Origin of the sequence: Peribacillus sp. B2I2 (assembly GCF_041261685.1) — a bacterium.
GTDB lineage: Bacteria > Bacillota > Bacilli > Bacillales > DSM-1321 > Peribacillus.
In genome coordinates this window covers 3,945,157-3,962,130 of the sequence record NZ_JBGCCB010000001.1, presented here as the reverse complement: position 1 = coordinate 3,962,130, position 16,974 = coordinate 3,945,157, and the positions used below count along the sequence as shown (strand labels likewise).

The following is a 16,974-nucleotide window of genomic DNA, read 5'->3' as shown; positions in this document are numbered from 1 at the left end:
ATTTTTTTACCTCCACGATTGATTACCACGTGTTAAAGCCCTTGTTTTATAAATCTTAATTATTGCATTAGTTGAAAACTAATACCCCGCCAAGCAAATTCTCTTATCGTGAGAAAGTTTTTACATAAATAAATTTTTAAAAGGGGAAATTACCTTTAATGATGTAATTAATGGGGGATATTATGGATCAAAAGGTGATTCAGGCTTTACACATCTATGTTTTAATCATTATGAATACAGGATTCATGGTACATGTCCTGCTCATTCCCAATATCTTAACCGCATCTCAACGCGACGCATGGATAAGTGTCATAATAAGTGTTGTTCCATGTATCGTTTGGACGCTATTTATTTTTTATATTTATAAAAAACTAGATAAAGAAGATATAATCTCTTTTCTGAAAAAATGGTCTACACCTTTTGTTACATATATTTTCACTATAGCATTTGGGTTGTACTTTATAATTAACGCCTTCATTACCATCAAATTTACAGTGATTTGGGCAAAAGCTAATTATACTCATGACATACCAAACATCGTAGTCGTCAGCCTATTCACTTTTATATGTATTTTTGCAAGTTATAAAGGAATACGCACCATAAGTACTTTGGCTCTCCTATTTCTTCCGGTCGTCACTTTTTTCGGGATATTTGTGGGTCTGGGGAATACGAGTAATAAGAATTACGAATTATTGTTCCCGATATTTGAAAGCGGGTATCACAATACTCTAAATGGAATTCTGTATACGAGTGCAGGATATTTAGAAATTATCGTTTTTTTATTTTTAACTCCTTACTTGAAAAATAAGCTAAAAGCCAAGTGGCTATTAATGGCTGGTATTATCTTAATCATGCTGACGTTAGGACCCCTCATGGGAGCGATTGCGGAATTTGGTTCTGTGGAAGCAGTGAAAATGAGGAATCCGGCTTATGAACAGTGGAAGTTGTTAAGGTTTGGCTATTATATTACTCGACTCGATTTCCTTTCCATCTTCCAATGGCTTTCAGGTGCCATGATTCGAATAAGTTTATGTTTATTTATAGGCTATAAATTAATCTCAAATTCAAAACATCAGAAGTGGATACTGCTTTCACTATATTTGTTAATTGTTATTGGAACGCTAATCCATTGGGATGCTGATTCATTTTTAAATTTTATATACAAATATTTCTTTCCAATCAGCAGTCTGTTTCTTTTAAGTGCTGCAATTATACTGTTATTTATTATTATAAAAAAGGGAAAAGGAAAAGGTGAAACATTATGAAGAAGGGAAAATTGAATGGAACTCCTTCTTACATTGACCAAATCCAAAAATGGTTCGAACATTCTTCCGATGTTGTTTTAAGAACAAAAACTTTTGATAATGAAGATCGTTATTTGTTGGGATTTTTATATGCGCCGAACTTAGTGGATATGCAATTTATCAATGAAGTGATACTGCCTACAATATCAAAAGCGGTTCAAGAAAATGGGGAATTAACAATTGATCAATTAAGCAATATTATGGAGATCAGTACGCTTAAAAAGGGCTCCGATTTAAAAGAGGGAGTAGAGAGCATTCTTTTTTCAGGAGACCTAATCATTATTAATGAATCTTCTAATGAAATTTACTATACCCCATTGGCTAATTCCCCTAAGCGCAGTCCGGAAGAATCCAATATAGAATCTTCCATTCGGGGACCTAGAGATGGATTTGTTGAGAATATATCGGATAACATGTCTTTAATTCGCCAAAGGTTAAAAACGGCATCACTTAAATGTATAGAATATACAATTGGGAAAAGAAGTAAAACTAAAATATTGCTACTTTATATAGATGACATTATTAATCCCTCGATTCTTTCGGATATTAAAAAACGATTGGATTCATTAAAGGTTGATATCATAGTCAGCAGTTACCAAGTTGAAGAACTCCTATATGATAATCAATTTTCCATCTTCCCCTTAATGGATTACGTTGGTCGACCGGACTATGTTGTTGAATCCTTGAATCAAGGGCGCTTTGCCATCCTGGTAGACGGGAATCCCACATGCTTGATCGGACCAACCAGTATTAATCAGTTGCTTTATTCTGCTGATGACGCACATGCAAGCTTTTTTTACATTAGTTTTATACGCATCATTCGTGTAGTCGCCTTATTTGTAACGGTTACGTTACCGGGTTTTTTTATAGCGTTAGTTTCCTATCAATTCGATCAAATTCCCTTTTCGCTTCTTGCGACGATTTCAATCACGAGACAGGGATTACCCATACCTGCTTCTTTGGAGGCATTCATGATGATCATATTGTTTGAACTATTTAAAGAAGCCGGTCTTCGCCTGCCAAAAGCTGTAGGTCCTACGGTTTCAGTGTTGGGTGGATTGATTATAGGTGATGCAGCGATTCGGGCAGGGCTCACTTCACCCTCCATGCTAGTAGTAATAGCTGTTACAGTTCTGTCAAGCTATACCTTAATCAATCAGAATATTGCTGGGAATATCGTTCTTATAAGGTTATTCATATTTGCTTGTTCAGCGTTTTTAGGCTTGTTTGGATTCTTTATGGGAATATTCCTTATCTTGATTGTTGTGGTTTCCTTGGAAAGTTTCGGCCAGCCTTTTGTGAATCCACTTTCCAAACCAAATAAATCGGATATGTTAAAAGTCTTATTTAAGCTTCCGTATGGGATGTTAAGGCAGCGGAATCAAGCTATACAGTCCAGTGATAATGAACCGCAAAAGGAGTCGAACAAATGAGAAAGCTATTTGCAGTCATGATTATTGGCTGTCAACTTTTACTGACGACAGGATGCTGGGGAATGAAGGAAATTCAAGCTCAAACATATGGATCCGCTCTTGGGATCGATTATAAAGAGGGTGAATTCATCTTATACTTTCAAGCATTAAATTTTGCGGATATAGCAAAACAAGAGGGGGCAACTGCATTACAAGAAAAATCTTCTGTTGTCATTGGGAAAGGTAAAGGGGAAAGTATCGAAGAAGCATATACTGAATTAGAACAAAATGCAGCATTACCACTTTATATCGGGCATATTAACTCCTTCATTTTAAGTGAGAATGTAATCAAAAAGAAAATGAAGGATTTCATTGAATATGTAGGGAAAGAGCCCTTATTGCGATACAATTCTTGGCTGTTTGTTACAAACGAGGATATTAAAAAGGTGTTTGACAGTGATAGTTTCTTTAATCTTCCTAACTTATTCACGATCATTCAAAGGCCAGAGACTGTTATTAATGAGAACTATTTTATTTCCCCGTTAAAATTCAGTGAACTGGTTTCGGAATTTTATCAACCGGTTGGTTCCATTTTAATTCCCTCTATGGTCATAAATGAGCATCATTACTCAGAGAAGGGGAAAGAAAAAAAGATACCAACGTTGAATGGCGGCTATGTTTTATCAAAACAACAGTATAAAGGGTTCGTAAGTAAACAAGATTTGATCGGTTTAAAATGGGTTGAAAACAAGGCGACAGTAATGTTTTTTTCCCTGAACAAACAAAAGGTAAGTGTTGAAATCATGGATCCCAAAACAAACATCATAGTATTGGAACAACAAAAGAAACCTTTGTATGATTTAGAGGTAAGAGCAAATGGAATATTGAAACAAAATATAGATAACTTGGATATAGAAAAAATCGAAAAAAAAGTAGAAATAAAAGTTAAGGAAGATATTTTGAAGACATTGGAGACGGGGGAGGAAATCAATACAGACCTTTTTAACATAAGTGAAAAGGCATACAGATACCATGTCAATAAGTGGGATAATAAAATTATAAATTCCTTTGATAAGACTTCAATAAATAACATAAAAGTTAATATCCATATTGAACATAGTGAAAATTACAAACGTTAGTTTATAAGTTTCAGGTTAATGCAGATGAGGGAGTTGTGTTAGACTTAACTTATCAGGAAAATTCAGCGGCCGTTGTTGATCATGAAAGGCAGCGCTGAATTCATCCGTTTGGCACTGGAGAAGAAGCGGCTTTTACATATAACGAGTTACAGCAAATTCTTGCTTAGCCCCAAAAGGGCTCACATGCCGATAAAATAAAAAAGGGTGAAATGAAAAAATGAAGACAGTAATCATTGCAACGAAAAATAAAGGGAAAGCCAAGGAATTCGAAAGCTTGTTCTCTGCTAAAGGATATGAAGTCAAAACGCTTCTCGATGTACCGGGTGCACCGGATGTGGAGGAAACAGGTACAACCTTTGAAGAAAATGCAATCTTGAAAGCAGAGGCCATTGCCCATCAGCTAGGCCATTTTGTCATTGCGGATGATTCCGGATTGCTTGTAGATGCATTGGATGGCCGTCCGGGCGTATATTCTGCCCGCTATGCTGGAGAGTCCAAGAGTGATGAAGCGAACACGGAAAAAGTCCTCGGGGAATTGGAAGGCGTCCCGGAAGAGGAAAGGACAGCGAGATTCTATTGCGCCTTGGCCCTCGCGTCACCCAACCAGGAAACGATTACGGTTTCGGGAACGATGGAAGGCTTGATTACAGAACAGCCTTCAGGAACGAATGGATTTGGTTATGATCCAATCTTTTTTGTTAAAGAACAGGGTAAAACAAACGCCGAATTGACAAAAGAGGAAAAAAACCAAATCAGCCACCGTGCCCACGCATTGAGGGCCCTAGATGAAAAACTTGATTTATTTCTAAAAAGGGAAGAAGGAATGTGACGATGAAAGTGCTAATAATGAGTGACAGTCATGGCTTAACTCATGAAATAAGCATGATAACCGACCGTCATAAACAAGAAGTTGCTGCCATGATCCATTGCGGTGATTCAGAGTTGGAAAGAAATGATCCTCACATGGCGGATTTCTTAGCTGTTCGTGGGAATTGTGATCATGATTCGGCATATCCGACTGACATTGTGGAGAACATCGCAGGCAAGCGTTTCTTCATTACGCATGGACATCTCTATAACATAAAGATGACCCTGATGAATTTATCTTATAAAAGTGAAGAGGCCGAAGCGGATATTATTTGCTTTGGTCACTCCCACGCTGCAGGTTCCGAATCGATTGACGGCAAGCTCTTCATCAACCCGGGAAGCATACGCCAGCCGCGTGGACGAAAAGAGAAAACCTATGCCATTTTGGAAATGGGAACAGGCAAACTTGAAATCACCTATTATGACCTTGAAGGAAAAATCGTTGAAGAATTAAGAAATGCTTATCAAATGGAATGAATTCATGTATAATGAACAGGAAGCGTTTTTCCCCGCTTCCTGGTACATAAAAAAAGAAAAAAACTTTTTATGAAAAACCGTTGACTTTCTTTTGATATCCTACTATAATAAGAAGTGTCCTAAGGGAACAGTTAAGGTAATACATAAGTTTTACCGCAACTTATATCATAAATGTCTCAGTAGCTCAGCTGGATAGAGCAACGCCCTTCTAAGGCGTCGGTCGGGAGTTCGAATCTCTCCTGGGACACTAACTTGAAAAAGCCAAAACCTTTTAAGGTTTTGGCTTTTTTACTTTTTGCTTTAAGTGTGAACGAAAATATGGGATGAATATAGAAAGAATGCCTTTCGATTTGCATCCTTTGAACCATTAATGTTCCGTTTTGACGAAAAGAAGTTTTTTATTTCATATTTATCGCAGGTGGATGATCTTTTTATGTCGAACTTGTTATGGATAAGGAGTTGTTTAAATGAATAAAGATAGATTGTTCAAGTTCATTCAAACTTCCACTCGGGGCAATTTCTTCTCAGTCGAAATATCCGAAGATGGAACTAAAGTAGTCCAATTAGCCAAAGAGTTAGAAAAAGAAGGAAGAATCAAGTTGAGGGAATGCACACGAAAAGATCAAAGTGTTTATCTGGAAGGAATACTTAAGTTTGTGCCTAGCTAATACTTAATGAGCTAACGAAGGACTTATACTACGAATTTCATATGCTCCATGGAAAAAAGGCATCCAACATTGGATGCCTTTTTCTATTTTAATCAAGTCCTATTTAATGTTTGAAGATTCTTTTTAATAGTTTCACGGTTTTTGATTATTGCCGTCTTCAATTCTTCAACGGGTGAACTTTTATCATCTTCTTCACTAAGTTGCTGCACACTTGATTGGTTTTGTATAAGTATTTCAATTGTATCCCGTAATTCTGGCAGTGATACCTTGAATTGTTCGGATAAATGATGTAATGCCTTATGTAAATCGGGGTTATGGATTGAAGGGACAATCCCTTCATGTTTATCTTTCAATGATAATCCTCCTCTAAGCTTATTCGCGCTTTTATATAGCATAATATTGAGGGTAGATAATTATACAATGAAGGCTCTATTTCGACATGGGAAATTACACTCGTTAATCAATGGATTATATCGGCATAGTGCCATGGGATCATTGAACTTGGTTGAAATCAGTAAAAGCTCAATTCCCTGACTCCTCGCTTACAAGGCCTGAATACTTTAGTGAAATTATAAATAAATCAGAAAAAACATTGACATATAGCAAACAAATTAATAATATGTTTATTATATTATAAACTTTACGGGGAAGTGTTTGTTTAATGAAGGACGCTGAAATGTTTTGGAGTGCATCTCAGGATGAGCTTAAACAAGGGTATAGCGAAGAAGGGAATCAATATATTTGTTTGCTATGCGGAAATGCAATTGAAAAGGGGATAGTATACCCGAAAGATGGGGTTCTTTATGAAGCTGAGAGGTATATGCGAATTCATATTGAACATGCACACAGCTCCGTTTTTGAATACTTGATTGATCTCGATAAAAAACTTACAGGGCTTACTGATCACCAAAATCGTCTCCTTCGCCTTTTTTACCAAGGGAAGAATGATGCTGAGGTTCAGGAGGAAATGGGAATTGGAAGTCCTTCCACAATTCGGAACCATCGCTTTGTGTTAAAAGAGAAAGAGCGTCAGGCTAAGTTATTTTTAGCACTGATGGAACTTTTGAAAGATAAAGATGAACATGCGCCGGCATTTATCCCCCTTCATCAAAAAGCAAGGATGGTCGATGATCGTTATAACGTTACCGAGGATGAAAAGATGGCTGTACTGAAAAAGTATTTCCCTAAAGGCAGTAAGGATGCATTAAAGTCTTTCCCGCCCAAGGAAAAACAAAGGCTGATGATTCTCCAAGAAATTATGAACCGTTTTGAAAATGAGCGAAAATACGAAGAAAAGGAAATCAATCAAATATTGGGTGCCGTTTATCATGATCATGTTCTTTTGAGGAGATATTTAATAGAATATGGATTCTTGGATAGAAAGCCTGATGGGAGCCAATATTGGCTGAAGAAATGATGACTGGAGGCAAGGAAGATGGATCGTAAAAAAGAATTGAAGCAATTATATAAAGAAACGAAAGTTGAAGCGGGTGTTTACCAAATAAGAAATACGGTAAATAATAAAGTTTTTATCGGGAGCACCAGAAATTTAAAGACGTTGAAGGGTAAACAATTTGAATTGGAAGTGGGAACAAACACCAATAAAGTTCTCCAGGATGAGTGGAATCAATATGGGAAAGAGGCTTTTTCTTTTGAAGTACTGGAGGTAATGAAGCCGAAAGAAACAGGATTTTTCGATGCAAAACGGGAATTGAAAAAACTTGAAGATTTGTGGGTCGAAAAAATACAGCCATATGAAGAACGGGGATACAATAGAATGAAATCCAACTGACTTTTTTGAAGTTAATCTTTTGAAATTCTTCCGTAATTCCAGCTCTCGATTTAGCGTTTGCGCATCTCATCCCTTTATGGGAATGGGATAAATGAGGTATTATTGAATAAGATGGTAATATATTCAAGTGTTTCGCTTAGGAGGTGCTGGGATGGAAAATGAAAATGGATATCTAAGGGCGAAAAAAAGGGTGGAAAACCTTAAGGCATTCTACATCCATTTAACGGTGTATGTATTGGTGAATGTAATGCTTTTTGCCATTAACCTATTAACTGATTCTGGTTATTGGTGGTTCCTTTATCCCCTTGGAGGGTGGGGGATTGGAGTTCTGATACACGGCATTACTACCTTTGCAGATGGAAACTTCGGGTCTGAGTGGGAAGAAAGAAAGATAAAAGAATACATGGAAAAGGATAAAAAGAACGGCTGAATTTGGATATTTTCAAAACCGGGAGTCATTTATGGCTCTTTTTTTATGTGGAAAGATAATTAAAGGATCTCACTTGTTGTTAGTTTTTAAATGGTTTAAGCTAGTAATGCGGGACCTGTTTGTAAAACAGAGGGGGAACCTGTGAAGGACCTTCACTAAATAATTAATAATAGGAGTTGCTAATGAAAAAAATAGGATGGGCCATAACGGGGATAGGGGCAATCATTGCACTGGGTGCCTTGCTTTATCCTCTGAATGTCATTGATAAAACACTATGTATATATTTTTTGCTTGGCGGTGCAGGGCTAATGTTTGTCGGGTCTATGATCAGGGCCTTTTCGCTTCTTAAGAGATGACTGATTAAAGAGTCTTTTAGTTACATAAATGATTGATCAAAAACGTTCAATTAGGGTGATGACATGGAGAAAAACCAATTGAAATATGCCCAGCAGCATCTGGCTAATGAACGCACCTTTTTAGCGTGGATAAGAACGGTGATTGCGATAGTGGGGGTTGGTTTTCTCACGACGAGCCTGCATTTTACGATAGGTGTGCATCGGGATGCCCGGATTGACTTAATCAGTATCGTACTGGGGATGTTTACATGTGCTTTGGGCCTTGTGATTACAGTACTGGCGACGTTCGGGTATCTGCAGAAGAAGCAACAAATCATTGAAGGGACGTTCCGGCCCTCGAGTGCACACGTAATTCTTATCGCTGTTTTTATGGTCATATTGTTATTGATGATCATTTTATATTTTGTTTTCATAAAAGTTTAAAAAACTGTCCTATCCTAAATAGGTCAGTTTTTTAGTTTCTACTATAATATACTTATTCTTACGTCATTACGGTAAGATTTCTTCCATTAATTAAAATGCAATCAAAAAACAGAAGCATGACATACTCTGAATTTCATTATGGTCATGAAGGAGTAATAAAAAAACTTGTAATAAAAATCATGCAGTATCGTACACCTCAGCCTTAGTGAAACCTAGGGTTTTCAGGAATGATATATCATCGGTCAGGAATAATCGATCAAGATTTCCTTATCATGTCTTATGCCTTCCTGAAAATATTGTTTATTAGCCGTTTTTTATTTGTAAATAAACTTCACATCAACAATGCTTGCTTTCACTCCAATGAATTTTGATCACGTTTTAAATATTTGTTTAATTTCCATTTTGTGAGATATGATAAAGGAAACTAAAAGGAGGTCAACAAGATGGTGGATATCAAAAAAGGTGAAAGTTCTTTTTTTGTCGAAGAATCTGGCGAGAAGCTAGCGGAAATCACATTCTTTAAATCAGGTGATGATGTAATCACGGTCGATCATACCGTAGTTTCTGACAAGCTTCGCGGACAAAAGGTAGGAAATGCCCTTGTTGAAAAGGTAATAGGATTCGCACGTGAGGAAAAACTGAAAATTGTTCCGGTATGTTCGTTCGTTCAAAAACAGTTTGAAAAAAATGCTGAATATGAGGATGTTTTGGCTAAATGAACCAGAGGGCTGGACACAGGGGGATGATATATTTCACCTGTGTTCGGCCCTTTTGCATTCAGGCAGGGGGTGTAAATGAATAAGGATTTTTTCATCAATCAGCCCCCTTCAAGTTCTTCCAGTTTAATAATATATAAAGCGCCTTTCCGTCTAGGACATTTTTCGCATTAAATATAGGGGAGGTGCCAGGATGGCTATCAAATTACAAACCCTATTGAATCGCGCAAAGGAAAATATGGGAAGCGGTATGAACCCGGTCGTGAACGAAGCGATACTTGAAGTGGTTAAATTGGCTTATGAAGTGGGGATATTTGTTCAAATCACGGCTGGTTATCGAAGTTTCTTGGAACAAAAAGAATTGTATGAACAAGGCAGAACGAACAAATCAAAACCAATCGTGACTTATGCGAGAACGGGCCAATCCTTGCACAACTATGGACTTGCTGTAGATTTTGTCATTGTCAGTGATGACGGCAAGCGGGCATTGTGGACAGAGGACGAAAAGTGGACAAGGGTGGCAGCCATAGCGAAATCCCTGGGCTTTGTTTGGGGTGGGGATTTTGAATTGTTCCGGGATTTTCCGCATCTTGGAATGTCGGGAGGTTTGTCCACGAGAGATCTTCAAAAGGGATTGAGGCCGAATCTTGTATCAAAAGTTACGTTTCCAAACCCTTGTCACAAAGGAGATTGACAGTGGGAAATGAAGCTGAAAGGAAAAATGAATGTTTCCACATGGTGAAAACATTACAAGTGACTTGAATGGTATGGGTAATACATGGATGGATACGTCAGTGGAGTTCCAATAATAAGTTATAAAAAATAAATGATGTACCTAACGTTTTAAAAATTAAAAATTGAAATAACTTTATTTTATAGAATGTGGTAATGATAGGTATGTAAGCGTATACAACAAATCTTTCAATTTAGAATTATCAAAAAATTCTCAAAAACCTGTTGACTACTACCGGAAATACGCGTAAGATAATCACAAATACAAGACATCAAACATAAGCGATACGAAAAATAGAATAATGCGAAAAGCATTGAAGAGGATAAGTAGTCTTTTTAAAAGTCATTTACAGAGAGCCGGGTTGCTGAGAACCGGTATTGTCCCGAAAGATGAACTCACCTTGGAGTTTCAGCTTGAACGTCAGACTAGTAGGGCTGAACGGGTGCGTACCAGTACCCGTTACCAAAACAGAGAATAGTGTAAACTATTCAAAGTGCGCATGGAGTTTCATGCGAAAAAGGGTGGTACCGTGGAGTGGCTCATCAAGCCTTTTCACCCCTTTAACTTGCTAAGTGCAAGTACATTTGGGGTGAAAAGGCTTTTTTGTATGCGCAAAAAGCTGAAAATTCTGAATCTTGGGAAAATACTTAGAAGAAAAGCGAAGGAGGTCTTTACGAAATGACACAAAAATCAGTGGTAGCTGATCGGAAAAGTGGAAAGACACATTATAGTGGTGCCGAATTTCTGATGGATGCATTGAAAAAGGAAAATGTTGAAGTCATCTTTGGTTATCCAGGTGGTTCCGTATTGCCGATTTATGACAAGCTTTATAGTTCAGAGCTTTTTCATATTTTGACAAGACACGAACAAGGTGCGATCCATGCAGCGGAAGGATACGCCAGAATTACCGGCAAGCCGGGGGTTGTCATAGTCACTTCCGGACCAGGGGCGACGAACATTGTGACCGGTTTGGCCGATGCAATGATCGACTCTTTGCCGCTTGTGGTAATTTCGGGTCAGGTAGCTACCAGTGTAATTGGTACAGATGCTTTCCAGGAAGCTGATGTACTGGGGATTACTACACCGATTACAAAACATAACTATCAGGTGAGAAAGCCGGAAGACCTCCCGCGCATTATAAAAGAAGCTTTTTATATCGCTTCAAGCGGCCGGCCCGGTCCAGTATTAATCGATATACCTAAAGATATGGCCATTTTAGAAGGTGTATCGACGGATGTGGAACCGGAAATGGATCTCCCTGGTTATCAGCCGACGACCAAGCCTAATTACTTGCAGATCAGAAAGCTTGTTGAAGCCGTAAGTGGAGCGAAAAGACCGGTCATTCTTGCAGGGGCAGGTGTCCTGCATGCAAAGGCGTCCAATCTATTAAAGGACTATGTTGAGCAGCAAGGCATTCCAGTCGTCCACACTTTATTGGGTCTTGGAGGTTTTCCGGCGGAACATCCTCTCTTTATCGGAATGGGTGGCATGCATGGCTGTTTTGCAGGAAACATGGCGTTATCGAAATGTGATCTATTAATCAATATCGGTGCCAGGTTCGATGATCGATTGACTGGGAATCTAGCGAAGTTCGCACAGCATGCAACGGTGGCCCATATCGATATTGATCCAGCAGAAATAGGTAAAAATGTACCGACGAAAATTCCAGTCGTCGGAAGTGCTAAGGAAGCATTGACGGACTTGATTGCACAAAATGGCAAGAAGCCGGAAATTGATGAATGGACCACACAGCTGGCTGCATGGAATGAAGAATTCCCATTGCGTTATACACATGAAGAAGGCGTCCTGAAACCTCAGCGGGTCATCCAAATGCTTCATGAAAAAACGAATGGGGAGGCCATTGTTACGACGGATGTTGGACAGCATCAAATGTGGGCAGCACAATACTATCCGTTTAACAAACCGAATTCATGGGTCACTTCCGGTGGACTGGGGACGATGGGCTTTGGCTTACCTTCGGCTCTCGGAGCGCAACTGGCGAATCCGAAAGCGACGGTGCTTTCGATATCGGGAGATGGAGGATTCCAGATGTGCCTCCAAGAACTTTCGGTCATAGCCGAATTGAATCTGCCAATCAAAATCATCATCGTCAATAATGGGGCACTCGGGATGGTAAGGCAGTGGCAGGAACTCTTTCATGATAAACGTTTCTCACACAGTATTTTTCAATCGCATCCGGATTTCGTGAAATTGGCCGATGCGTATGGAATTCCAGGATACAAAGTGACGACAGAGGAAGAAGCAAGCAACTGCTTGGATGTAGCGTTAAAAACTGATGGTCCCGTGTTGATCGATTTCCGGGTAAAGCAAAATGAAAATGTCTTTCCGATGGTAGCACAAGGAAAAGGGCTTGATGAAATGGAAGGAGTTTAATCAATGAAGGGAATTCTTAGCCTCACCGTGAACAACCGTCCAGGCGTCCTGAATCGGATTACGAACCTGTTCACGAAAAGAAATTATAACATTGAAAGCATGGCTGTCGGGCCCTCCGAGCAGGCCGGCATTTCAAGGATGACCTTTGTGGTCGATGTTGATGACGAAGCTGTCGTGGAACAGATCACCAAGCAATTGAATAAGCAGATCGATGTATTGAAAGTAAATGATATTACGAATCAATCGATTGTGGCGAGGGAACTTGCACTCATTAAAATATTGGTGACTACACAGACCCGAGCCGAGATTTATTCAGTCATCGAACCCTTCCGAGCATCAGTTATTGATGTCAGTAAAGATAGCCTGACAGTTCAAATCACAGGGGAATCGGATAAAATCGAAGCCTTCATTGAACTGATCAAGCCATATGGCATTAAGGAATTGGCAAGGACAGGGACTGCCGCCATCCCGCGTGGAATGCAAATAGCACACGCTAAGAGCGCGACAATCGTATAAACAAAAAACTAAAAAACAAAAAACAAAAAACAAAAAACAATGAAAAGAAAAGGGAGATGTAATTATTATGGCAAAAGTATATTATAACGCAGAGGCAAACGAGAATTTTTTCAACAATAAAAAGGTAGCGGTAATCGGATATGGTTCACAAGGACACGCACACGCACAAAACCTGCGTGACAGCGGTGTAGAAGTAATCATCGGAATCAGGAAAGGTAAATCCTTCGATAAAGCCGTGGAAGACGGGTTCAATGTTTACACAGTTAAAGAAGCAGCTGAACAAGCAGATGTAATCATGAACCTTTTACCGGATGAAACTCAGCCGAAGGTATATCAAGAAGAAATCAAACCGGTCTTGCGTGCTGGTCAAGCGTTAATGTTCGCACACGGATTCAATGTCCATTTCAATCAAATCGTTCCTCCGGCAGACGTAGATGTTTTATTAGTTGCTCCAAAAGGTCCAGGACATCTTGTTCGCCGTACATATGAACAAGGTGCAGGAGTGCCGGCATTGTTTGCCATCTATCAAAATGTTACGGGGGAAGCAAGAGAATTGGCACTTGCGTACGCTCGGGGGATCGGATCTTTAAGAGCTGGCGGTTTGGAAACTACTTTCCAGGAAGAAACGGAAACGGATCTATTTGGAGAGCAAGCCGTACTTTGCGGCGGATTGACTGCCCTTGTGAAAGCTGGATTCGAAACCTTGACAGAAGCTGGATATCAACCGGAAGTAGCATATTTCGAGTGTTTACATGAACTTAAATTAATCATCGACCTTATGTATGAAGGCGGTATGGAAAACATGCGCTATTCCATTTCTGACACAGCTCAATGGGGAGATTTCGTTTCTGGACCACGCGTTGTGACGGAAACTACGAAAGAGGCCATGAAAGCAATCTTGAAAGACATCCAAGACGGAGAGTTCGCTAAAGGATGGATTTTGGAAAACCAAGCGAACCGTCCAGTCTTCAATGCTATCAATAATCGTGAAAACCAACATCAAATCGAAGTGGTGGGTCGTGAATTAAGAAAAATGATGCCATTCGTAAAACCTCAACAAAAAGAGAAAGAAGTGGTAGCCGTTGCGAAAAATTAATATATTTGAAACCACACTTCGAGATGGGGAGCAATCCGCCGGTGTAAATTTAAATTTTACCGAAAAGCTTGAAATTGCTTATCAGCTTGAAAGATTGGGTGTTGATATTATCGAAGCCGGTTTTCCGGCAGCATCCAAAGGGGATTTTAACTCCGTACAGGAAATCGCGCGCAAAATTAAAAACAGCTCTGTTACGGGGCTGGCGCGTGCTGTAAAAGGAGATATTGATGCAGCTTGGGATTCATTGAGGATCGGTGCAGAACCAAGGTTGCATACGTTCATCGCCACTTCGCCCATTCATCGTGAATATAAGTTGAAAATGTCGAAACAGCAAGTGATTGAAAAGTCCGTTGAGATGGTTAAGTACGGGGCAGCACGTTTCCCGATCGTACAATGGTCTGCAGAAGATGCCAGTCGTACAGAACTTGACTATTTGGCTGAAATCGTTGAAGCGGTCATTCAAGCTGGTGCCAAGGTCATTAATATTCCAGATACTGTAGGATATGCAGCTCCAATCGAATACGGAAACATTTTCCGGTACCTTCGTGAACATGTTCCTTCTATTGATAAGGTTAGCTTATCTGCACACTGCCATGACGATCTTGGTATGGCAACCGCCAATTCATTGGCCGCTATCGAAGGCGGGGCTACACAAGTCGAAGGTACAATCAATGGCATTGGTGAACGTGCCGGAAATGTGGCACTTGAAGAAGTGGCTATGGCACTCTACATCCGTAAAGATTTCTATCAAGCGGAAACGGGCCTTGTATTGAATGAAATTAAAAGAACCAGTGATTTGGTCAGCCGACTTACCGGAATGCAAGTTCCTGCTAATAAAGCCATAATTGGTGCCAATGCATATGCACATGAATCTGGCATTCACCAAGATGGCATGTTAAAAGAAAAAACGACATACGAAATCATTTCACCTGAACTCGTCGGAGTTTCGTCCAATTCACTTGTTTTAGGGAAGCATTCAGGACGCCATGCTTTCAAAGAAAGATTACAAGAGTTAAATTTTTCGGTTACGGATGAGGAAATGAACTCATTATTCGTTCAATTCAAGGAATTGGCCGATAATAAAAAGACCATGACGGATGAGGATATCGTGGCACTTGTGCTTGAAGAGAAAGCGACGGATATCAGTTTCTATGACCTGATTTCCTTACAGATTTCCCACGGTACACATCAGACGGCAACAGCGACGGTTACACTGAAAAAAGGCGATAATGAAGAGATTCAGGAAGCGGCAACAGGTGCAGGAAGTGTTGAAGCCCTTTATAACACGCTTGAAAGATGTTTAGGCAGCGAAATCAACTTGCTGGACTATCGGATTCAATCGGTAGGTGGCGGAATGGATGCACTTGCCCAAGTTTTTGTGAAAATTGATTTTAATGGTGTGGAAACAAGCGGCCGCGGTCTGGATCAGGACGTCTTGGAAGCATCCGCAAAAGCGTATTTGAACGCTGTGAACCGAGTGATCATCATGAAGGAATTGGAAGAAAAAGCAGTATTACAATAGGAAGGGGAGATTTCGATGAAAAGGAATATTGCGGTGCTTCAAGGAGATGGCATCGGGAGAGAAGTAACAAGAGGCGCTGTAGAAATCCTCGAAGCCGTTGCCCAAAGATATGGACACGATTTTGAATTTCAATATGGTGAGATTGGCGGCGGGGCCATCGATAACACGGGTTCGCCCCTGCCGGATGAAACAGTGGAGATTTGTAAAAACAGCGATGCGGTATTATTAGGGGCCGTTGGAGGACCTAAGTGGGATGCCCAGCCTGCGCACCTAAGACCGGAACGAGGTTTGTTGAAAATCCGAAAAGATTTGAATCTTTATGCTAACATCCGTCCAATCAGCTACTATTCCAGCTTGTCGGAATCTTCTCCTCTTAAAAAGGAATTCATTGAAGATGTGGATTTCGTGATTGTCAGGGAACTAACTGGAGGCCTTTATTTCGGAAAGCCAAGTGAACGCGTTGAAAAAGAGGGGAAAGAGGCGGTTGTCGATACTCTTTTCTATCAGAAAAGCGAAATGAAGCGCATTATTGAACTTGCTTTTGCATTAGCATCGGATCGCAAGAAAAAAGTAACATCCGTGGATAAAGCGAATGTTCTTGAATCCAGCAGGATGTGGCGTGAAACGGCTGAAGAAATCGCCAAGGACTATCCGGATGTAACACTTGAACACATGCTTGTGGATAATGCAGCCATGCAACTGATCAAAAACCCGAAACAATTTGATATTATCGTGACGGAGAATATGTTCGGTGATATTTTAAGCGATGAAGCATCCGTGTTGACTGGTTCGCTTGGAATGCTACCATCTGCCTCTATATCAACAAAAGGGCCTAACCTATATGAACCGATTCATGGCTCAGCTCCGGATATCGCGGGCAAAAACTTAGCTAACCCAATCGGGACCATTTTATCAGCGGCGTCCATGCTGCGTTTATCCTTTGGCCTGGAAGATGAGGCACATGCAGTTGAGCAGGCAGTGGAAGCGGTCCTTGATTATGGTTTGAGAACAGGCGATATCGCAAATGGCCAATCGAATATTACGTCTACTTCAGAGATGATTGCAGAAATAAAAGCAAATCTTTTAGACCAGGAAGCCATTTCCAACATCATGGGAGCTTACGCATAAA

19 protein-coding genes, 1 tRNA gene and 1 other annotated feature are annotated in these 16,974 nt (G+C 39.9%); of the genes, 19 read left to right on the top strand and 1 reads right to left on the bottom strand.

Going from position 1 to position 16,974, the window contains the following annotated elements; genetic code table 11:
* Window positions 1-182: 182 nt before the first annotated feature.
* The 7 genes from ABIE66_RS19580 to ABIE66_RS19550 all read left to right on the top strand — a co-directional run bounded on the left by ABIE66_RS19580 (window position 183) and on the right by ABIE66_RS19550 (window position 5,867).
* Window positions 183-1,265, top strand: a complete 1,083-nt coding sequence (locus ABIE66_RS19580; protein WP_370015997.1) for a GerAB/ArcD/ProY family transporter — start codon at window positions 183-185, stop codon at window positions 1,263-1,265.
* Window positions 1,262-2,737 (top strand): spore germination protein, encoded by a 1,476-nt coding sequence (locus ABIE66_RS19575; protein WP_289325951.1) that lies wholly within the window; start codon window positions 1,262-1,264, stop codon window positions 2,735-2,737. Before ABIE66_RS19580 ends, ABIE66_RS19575 begins: the two co-directional genes overlap by 4 nt.
* Window positions 2,734-3,855, top strand: coding sequence for a Ger(x)C family spore germination protein (locus ABIE66_RS19570; protein ID WP_370015996.1), 1,122 nt, complete (start codon window positions 2,734-2,736; stop codon window positions 3,853-3,855). Before ABIE66_RS19575 ends, ABIE66_RS19570 begins: the two co-directional genes overlap by 4 nt.
* Window positions 3,856-4,072: 217 nt before the next feature.
* Complete coding sequence (locus ABIE66_RS19565; RefSeq protein WP_370015995.1) at window positions 4,073-4,684, top strand: XTP/dITP diphosphatase; 612 nt, start codon at window positions 4,073-4,075, stop codon at window positions 4,682-4,684.
* Window positions 4,685-4,686: 2 nt separating this feature from the next.
* On the top strand, window positions 4,687-5,199 hold the full coding sequence (locus ABIE66_RS19560) for a metallophosphoesterase family protein (RefSeq protein WP_289325948.1): 513 nt from the start codon (window positions 4,687-4,689) through the stop codon (window positions 5,197-5,199).
* Window positions 5,200-5,372: 173 nt separating this feature from the next.
* Window positions 5,373-5,446, top strand: a tRNA-Arg gene (locus tag ABIE66_RS19555).
* A gap of 220 nt (window positions 5,447-5,666) precedes the next feature.
* Window positions 5,667-5,867: a hypothetical protein gene (locus ABIE66_RS19550; RefSeq protein ID WP_289325947.1), complete on the top strand. Its 201-nt coding sequence runs from the start codon at window positions 5,667-5,669 to the stop codon at window positions 5,865-5,867.
* A gap of 92 nt (window positions 5,868-5,959) precedes the next feature.
* On the opposite strand, the gene ABIE66_RS19545 is transcribed toward ABIE66_RS19550, so the two are convergent.
* Window positions 5,960-6,220 (bottom strand): hypothetical protein, encoded by a 261-nt coding sequence (locus tag ABIE66_RS19545; RefSeq protein WP_370015994.1) that lies wholly within the window; start codon window positions 6,218-6,220, stop codon window positions 5,960-5,962.
* A gap of 308 nt (window positions 6,221-6,528) precedes the next feature.
* Between ABIE66_RS19545 and ABIE66_RS19540 the strand changes: the two genes are divergently transcribed.
* The 12 genes from ABIE66_RS19540 to leuB all read left to right on the top strand — a co-directional run bounded on the left by ABIE66_RS19540 (window position 6,529) and on the right by leuB (window position 16,973).
* A complete protein-coding gene (locus ABIE66_RS19540) occupies window positions 6,529-7,284 on the top strand; it encodes a DUF2087 domain-containing protein (protein WP_289325945.1) in 756 nt (251 codons plus the stop codon).
* A gap of 18 nt (window positions 7,285-7,302) precedes the next feature.
* On the top strand, window positions 7,303-7,659 hold the full coding sequence (locus ABIE66_RS19535) for a GIY-YIG nuclease family protein (RefSeq protein ID WP_370015993.1): 357 nt from the start codon (window positions 7,303-7,305) through the stop codon (window positions 7,657-7,659).
* 151 nt (window positions 7,660-7,810) lie between these two features.
* Complete coding sequence (locus ABIE66_RS19530) at window positions 7,811-8,089, top strand: 2TM domain-containing protein (RefSeq protein WP_289325943.1); 279 nt, start codon at window positions 7,811-7,813, stop codon at window positions 8,087-8,089.
* A gap of 182 nt (window positions 8,090-8,271) precedes the next feature.
* Window positions 8,272-8,445 carry a hypothetical protein gene (locus ABIE66_RS19525; protein WP_370015992.1) on the top strand — a complete coding sequence of 58 codons (174 nt, stop codon included), beginning with the start codon at window positions 8,272-8,274 and terminating at the stop codon, window positions 8,443-8,445.
* Window positions 8,446-8,508: 63 nt separating this feature from the next.
* Entirely contained in the window at window positions 8,509-8,868 is a 360-nt protein-coding gene (locus ABIE66_RS19520; protein WP_289315449.1) for a YidH family protein, read from the top strand.
* Window positions 8,869-9,311: 443 nt separating this feature from the next.
* Window positions 9,312-9,587, top strand: coding sequence for a GNAT family N-acetyltransferase (locus tag ABIE66_RS19515; protein ID WP_289315450.1), 276 nt, complete (start codon window positions 9,312-9,314; stop codon window positions 9,585-9,587).
* 190 nt (window positions 9,588-9,777) lie between these two features.
* Complete coding sequence (locus ABIE66_RS19510; protein WP_370015991.1) at window positions 9,778-10,278, top strand: M15 family metallopeptidase; 501 nt, start codon at window positions 9,778-9,780, stop codon at window positions 10,276-10,278.
* 343 nt (window positions 10,279-10,621) lie between these two features.
* Window positions 10,622-10,880: a binding site (T-box leader), on the top strand.
* 115 nt (window positions 10,881-10,995) lie between these two features.
* Window positions 10,996-12,711 carry an acetolactate synthase large subunit gene (ilvB, locus tag ABIE66_RS19505; RefSeq protein WP_289325940.1) on the top strand — a complete coding sequence of 572 codons (1,716 nt, stop codon included), beginning with the start codon at window positions 10,996-10,998 and terminating at the stop codon, window positions 12,709-12,711.
* Window positions 12,712-12,714: 3 nt separating this feature from the next.
* Window positions 12,715-13,227 carry an acetolactate synthase small subunit gene (gene ilvN, locus ABIE66_RS19500; RefSeq protein WP_289325939.1) on the top strand — a complete coding sequence of 171 codons (513 nt, stop codon included), beginning with the start codon at window positions 12,715-12,717 and terminating at the stop codon, window positions 13,225-13,227.
* Between the two features lie 67 nt (window positions 13,228-13,294).
* A complete protein-coding gene (gene ilvC / locus ABIE66_RS19495; RefSeq protein WP_063575544.1) occupies window positions 13,295-14,323 on the top strand; it encodes a ketol-acid reductoisomerase in 1,029 nt (342 codons plus the stop codon).
* A complete protein-coding gene (locus tag ABIE66_RS19490) occupies window positions 14,310-15,845 on the top strand; it encodes a 2-isopropylmalate synthase (protein WP_289315454.1) in 1,536 nt (511 codons plus the stop codon). The genes ilvC and ABIE66_RS19490 overlap by 14 nt, the downstream gene beginning before the upstream one ends.
* A gap of 15 nt (window positions 15,846-15,860) precedes the next feature.
* Window positions 15,861-16,973 carry a 3-isopropylmalate dehydrogenase gene (leuB, locus tag ABIE66_RS19485; protein WP_370015990.1) on the top strand — a complete coding sequence of 371 codons (1,113 nt, stop codon included), beginning with the start codon at window positions 15,861-15,863 and terminating at the stop codon, window positions 16,971-16,973.
* Window position 16,974 lies beyond the last annotated feature (1 nt).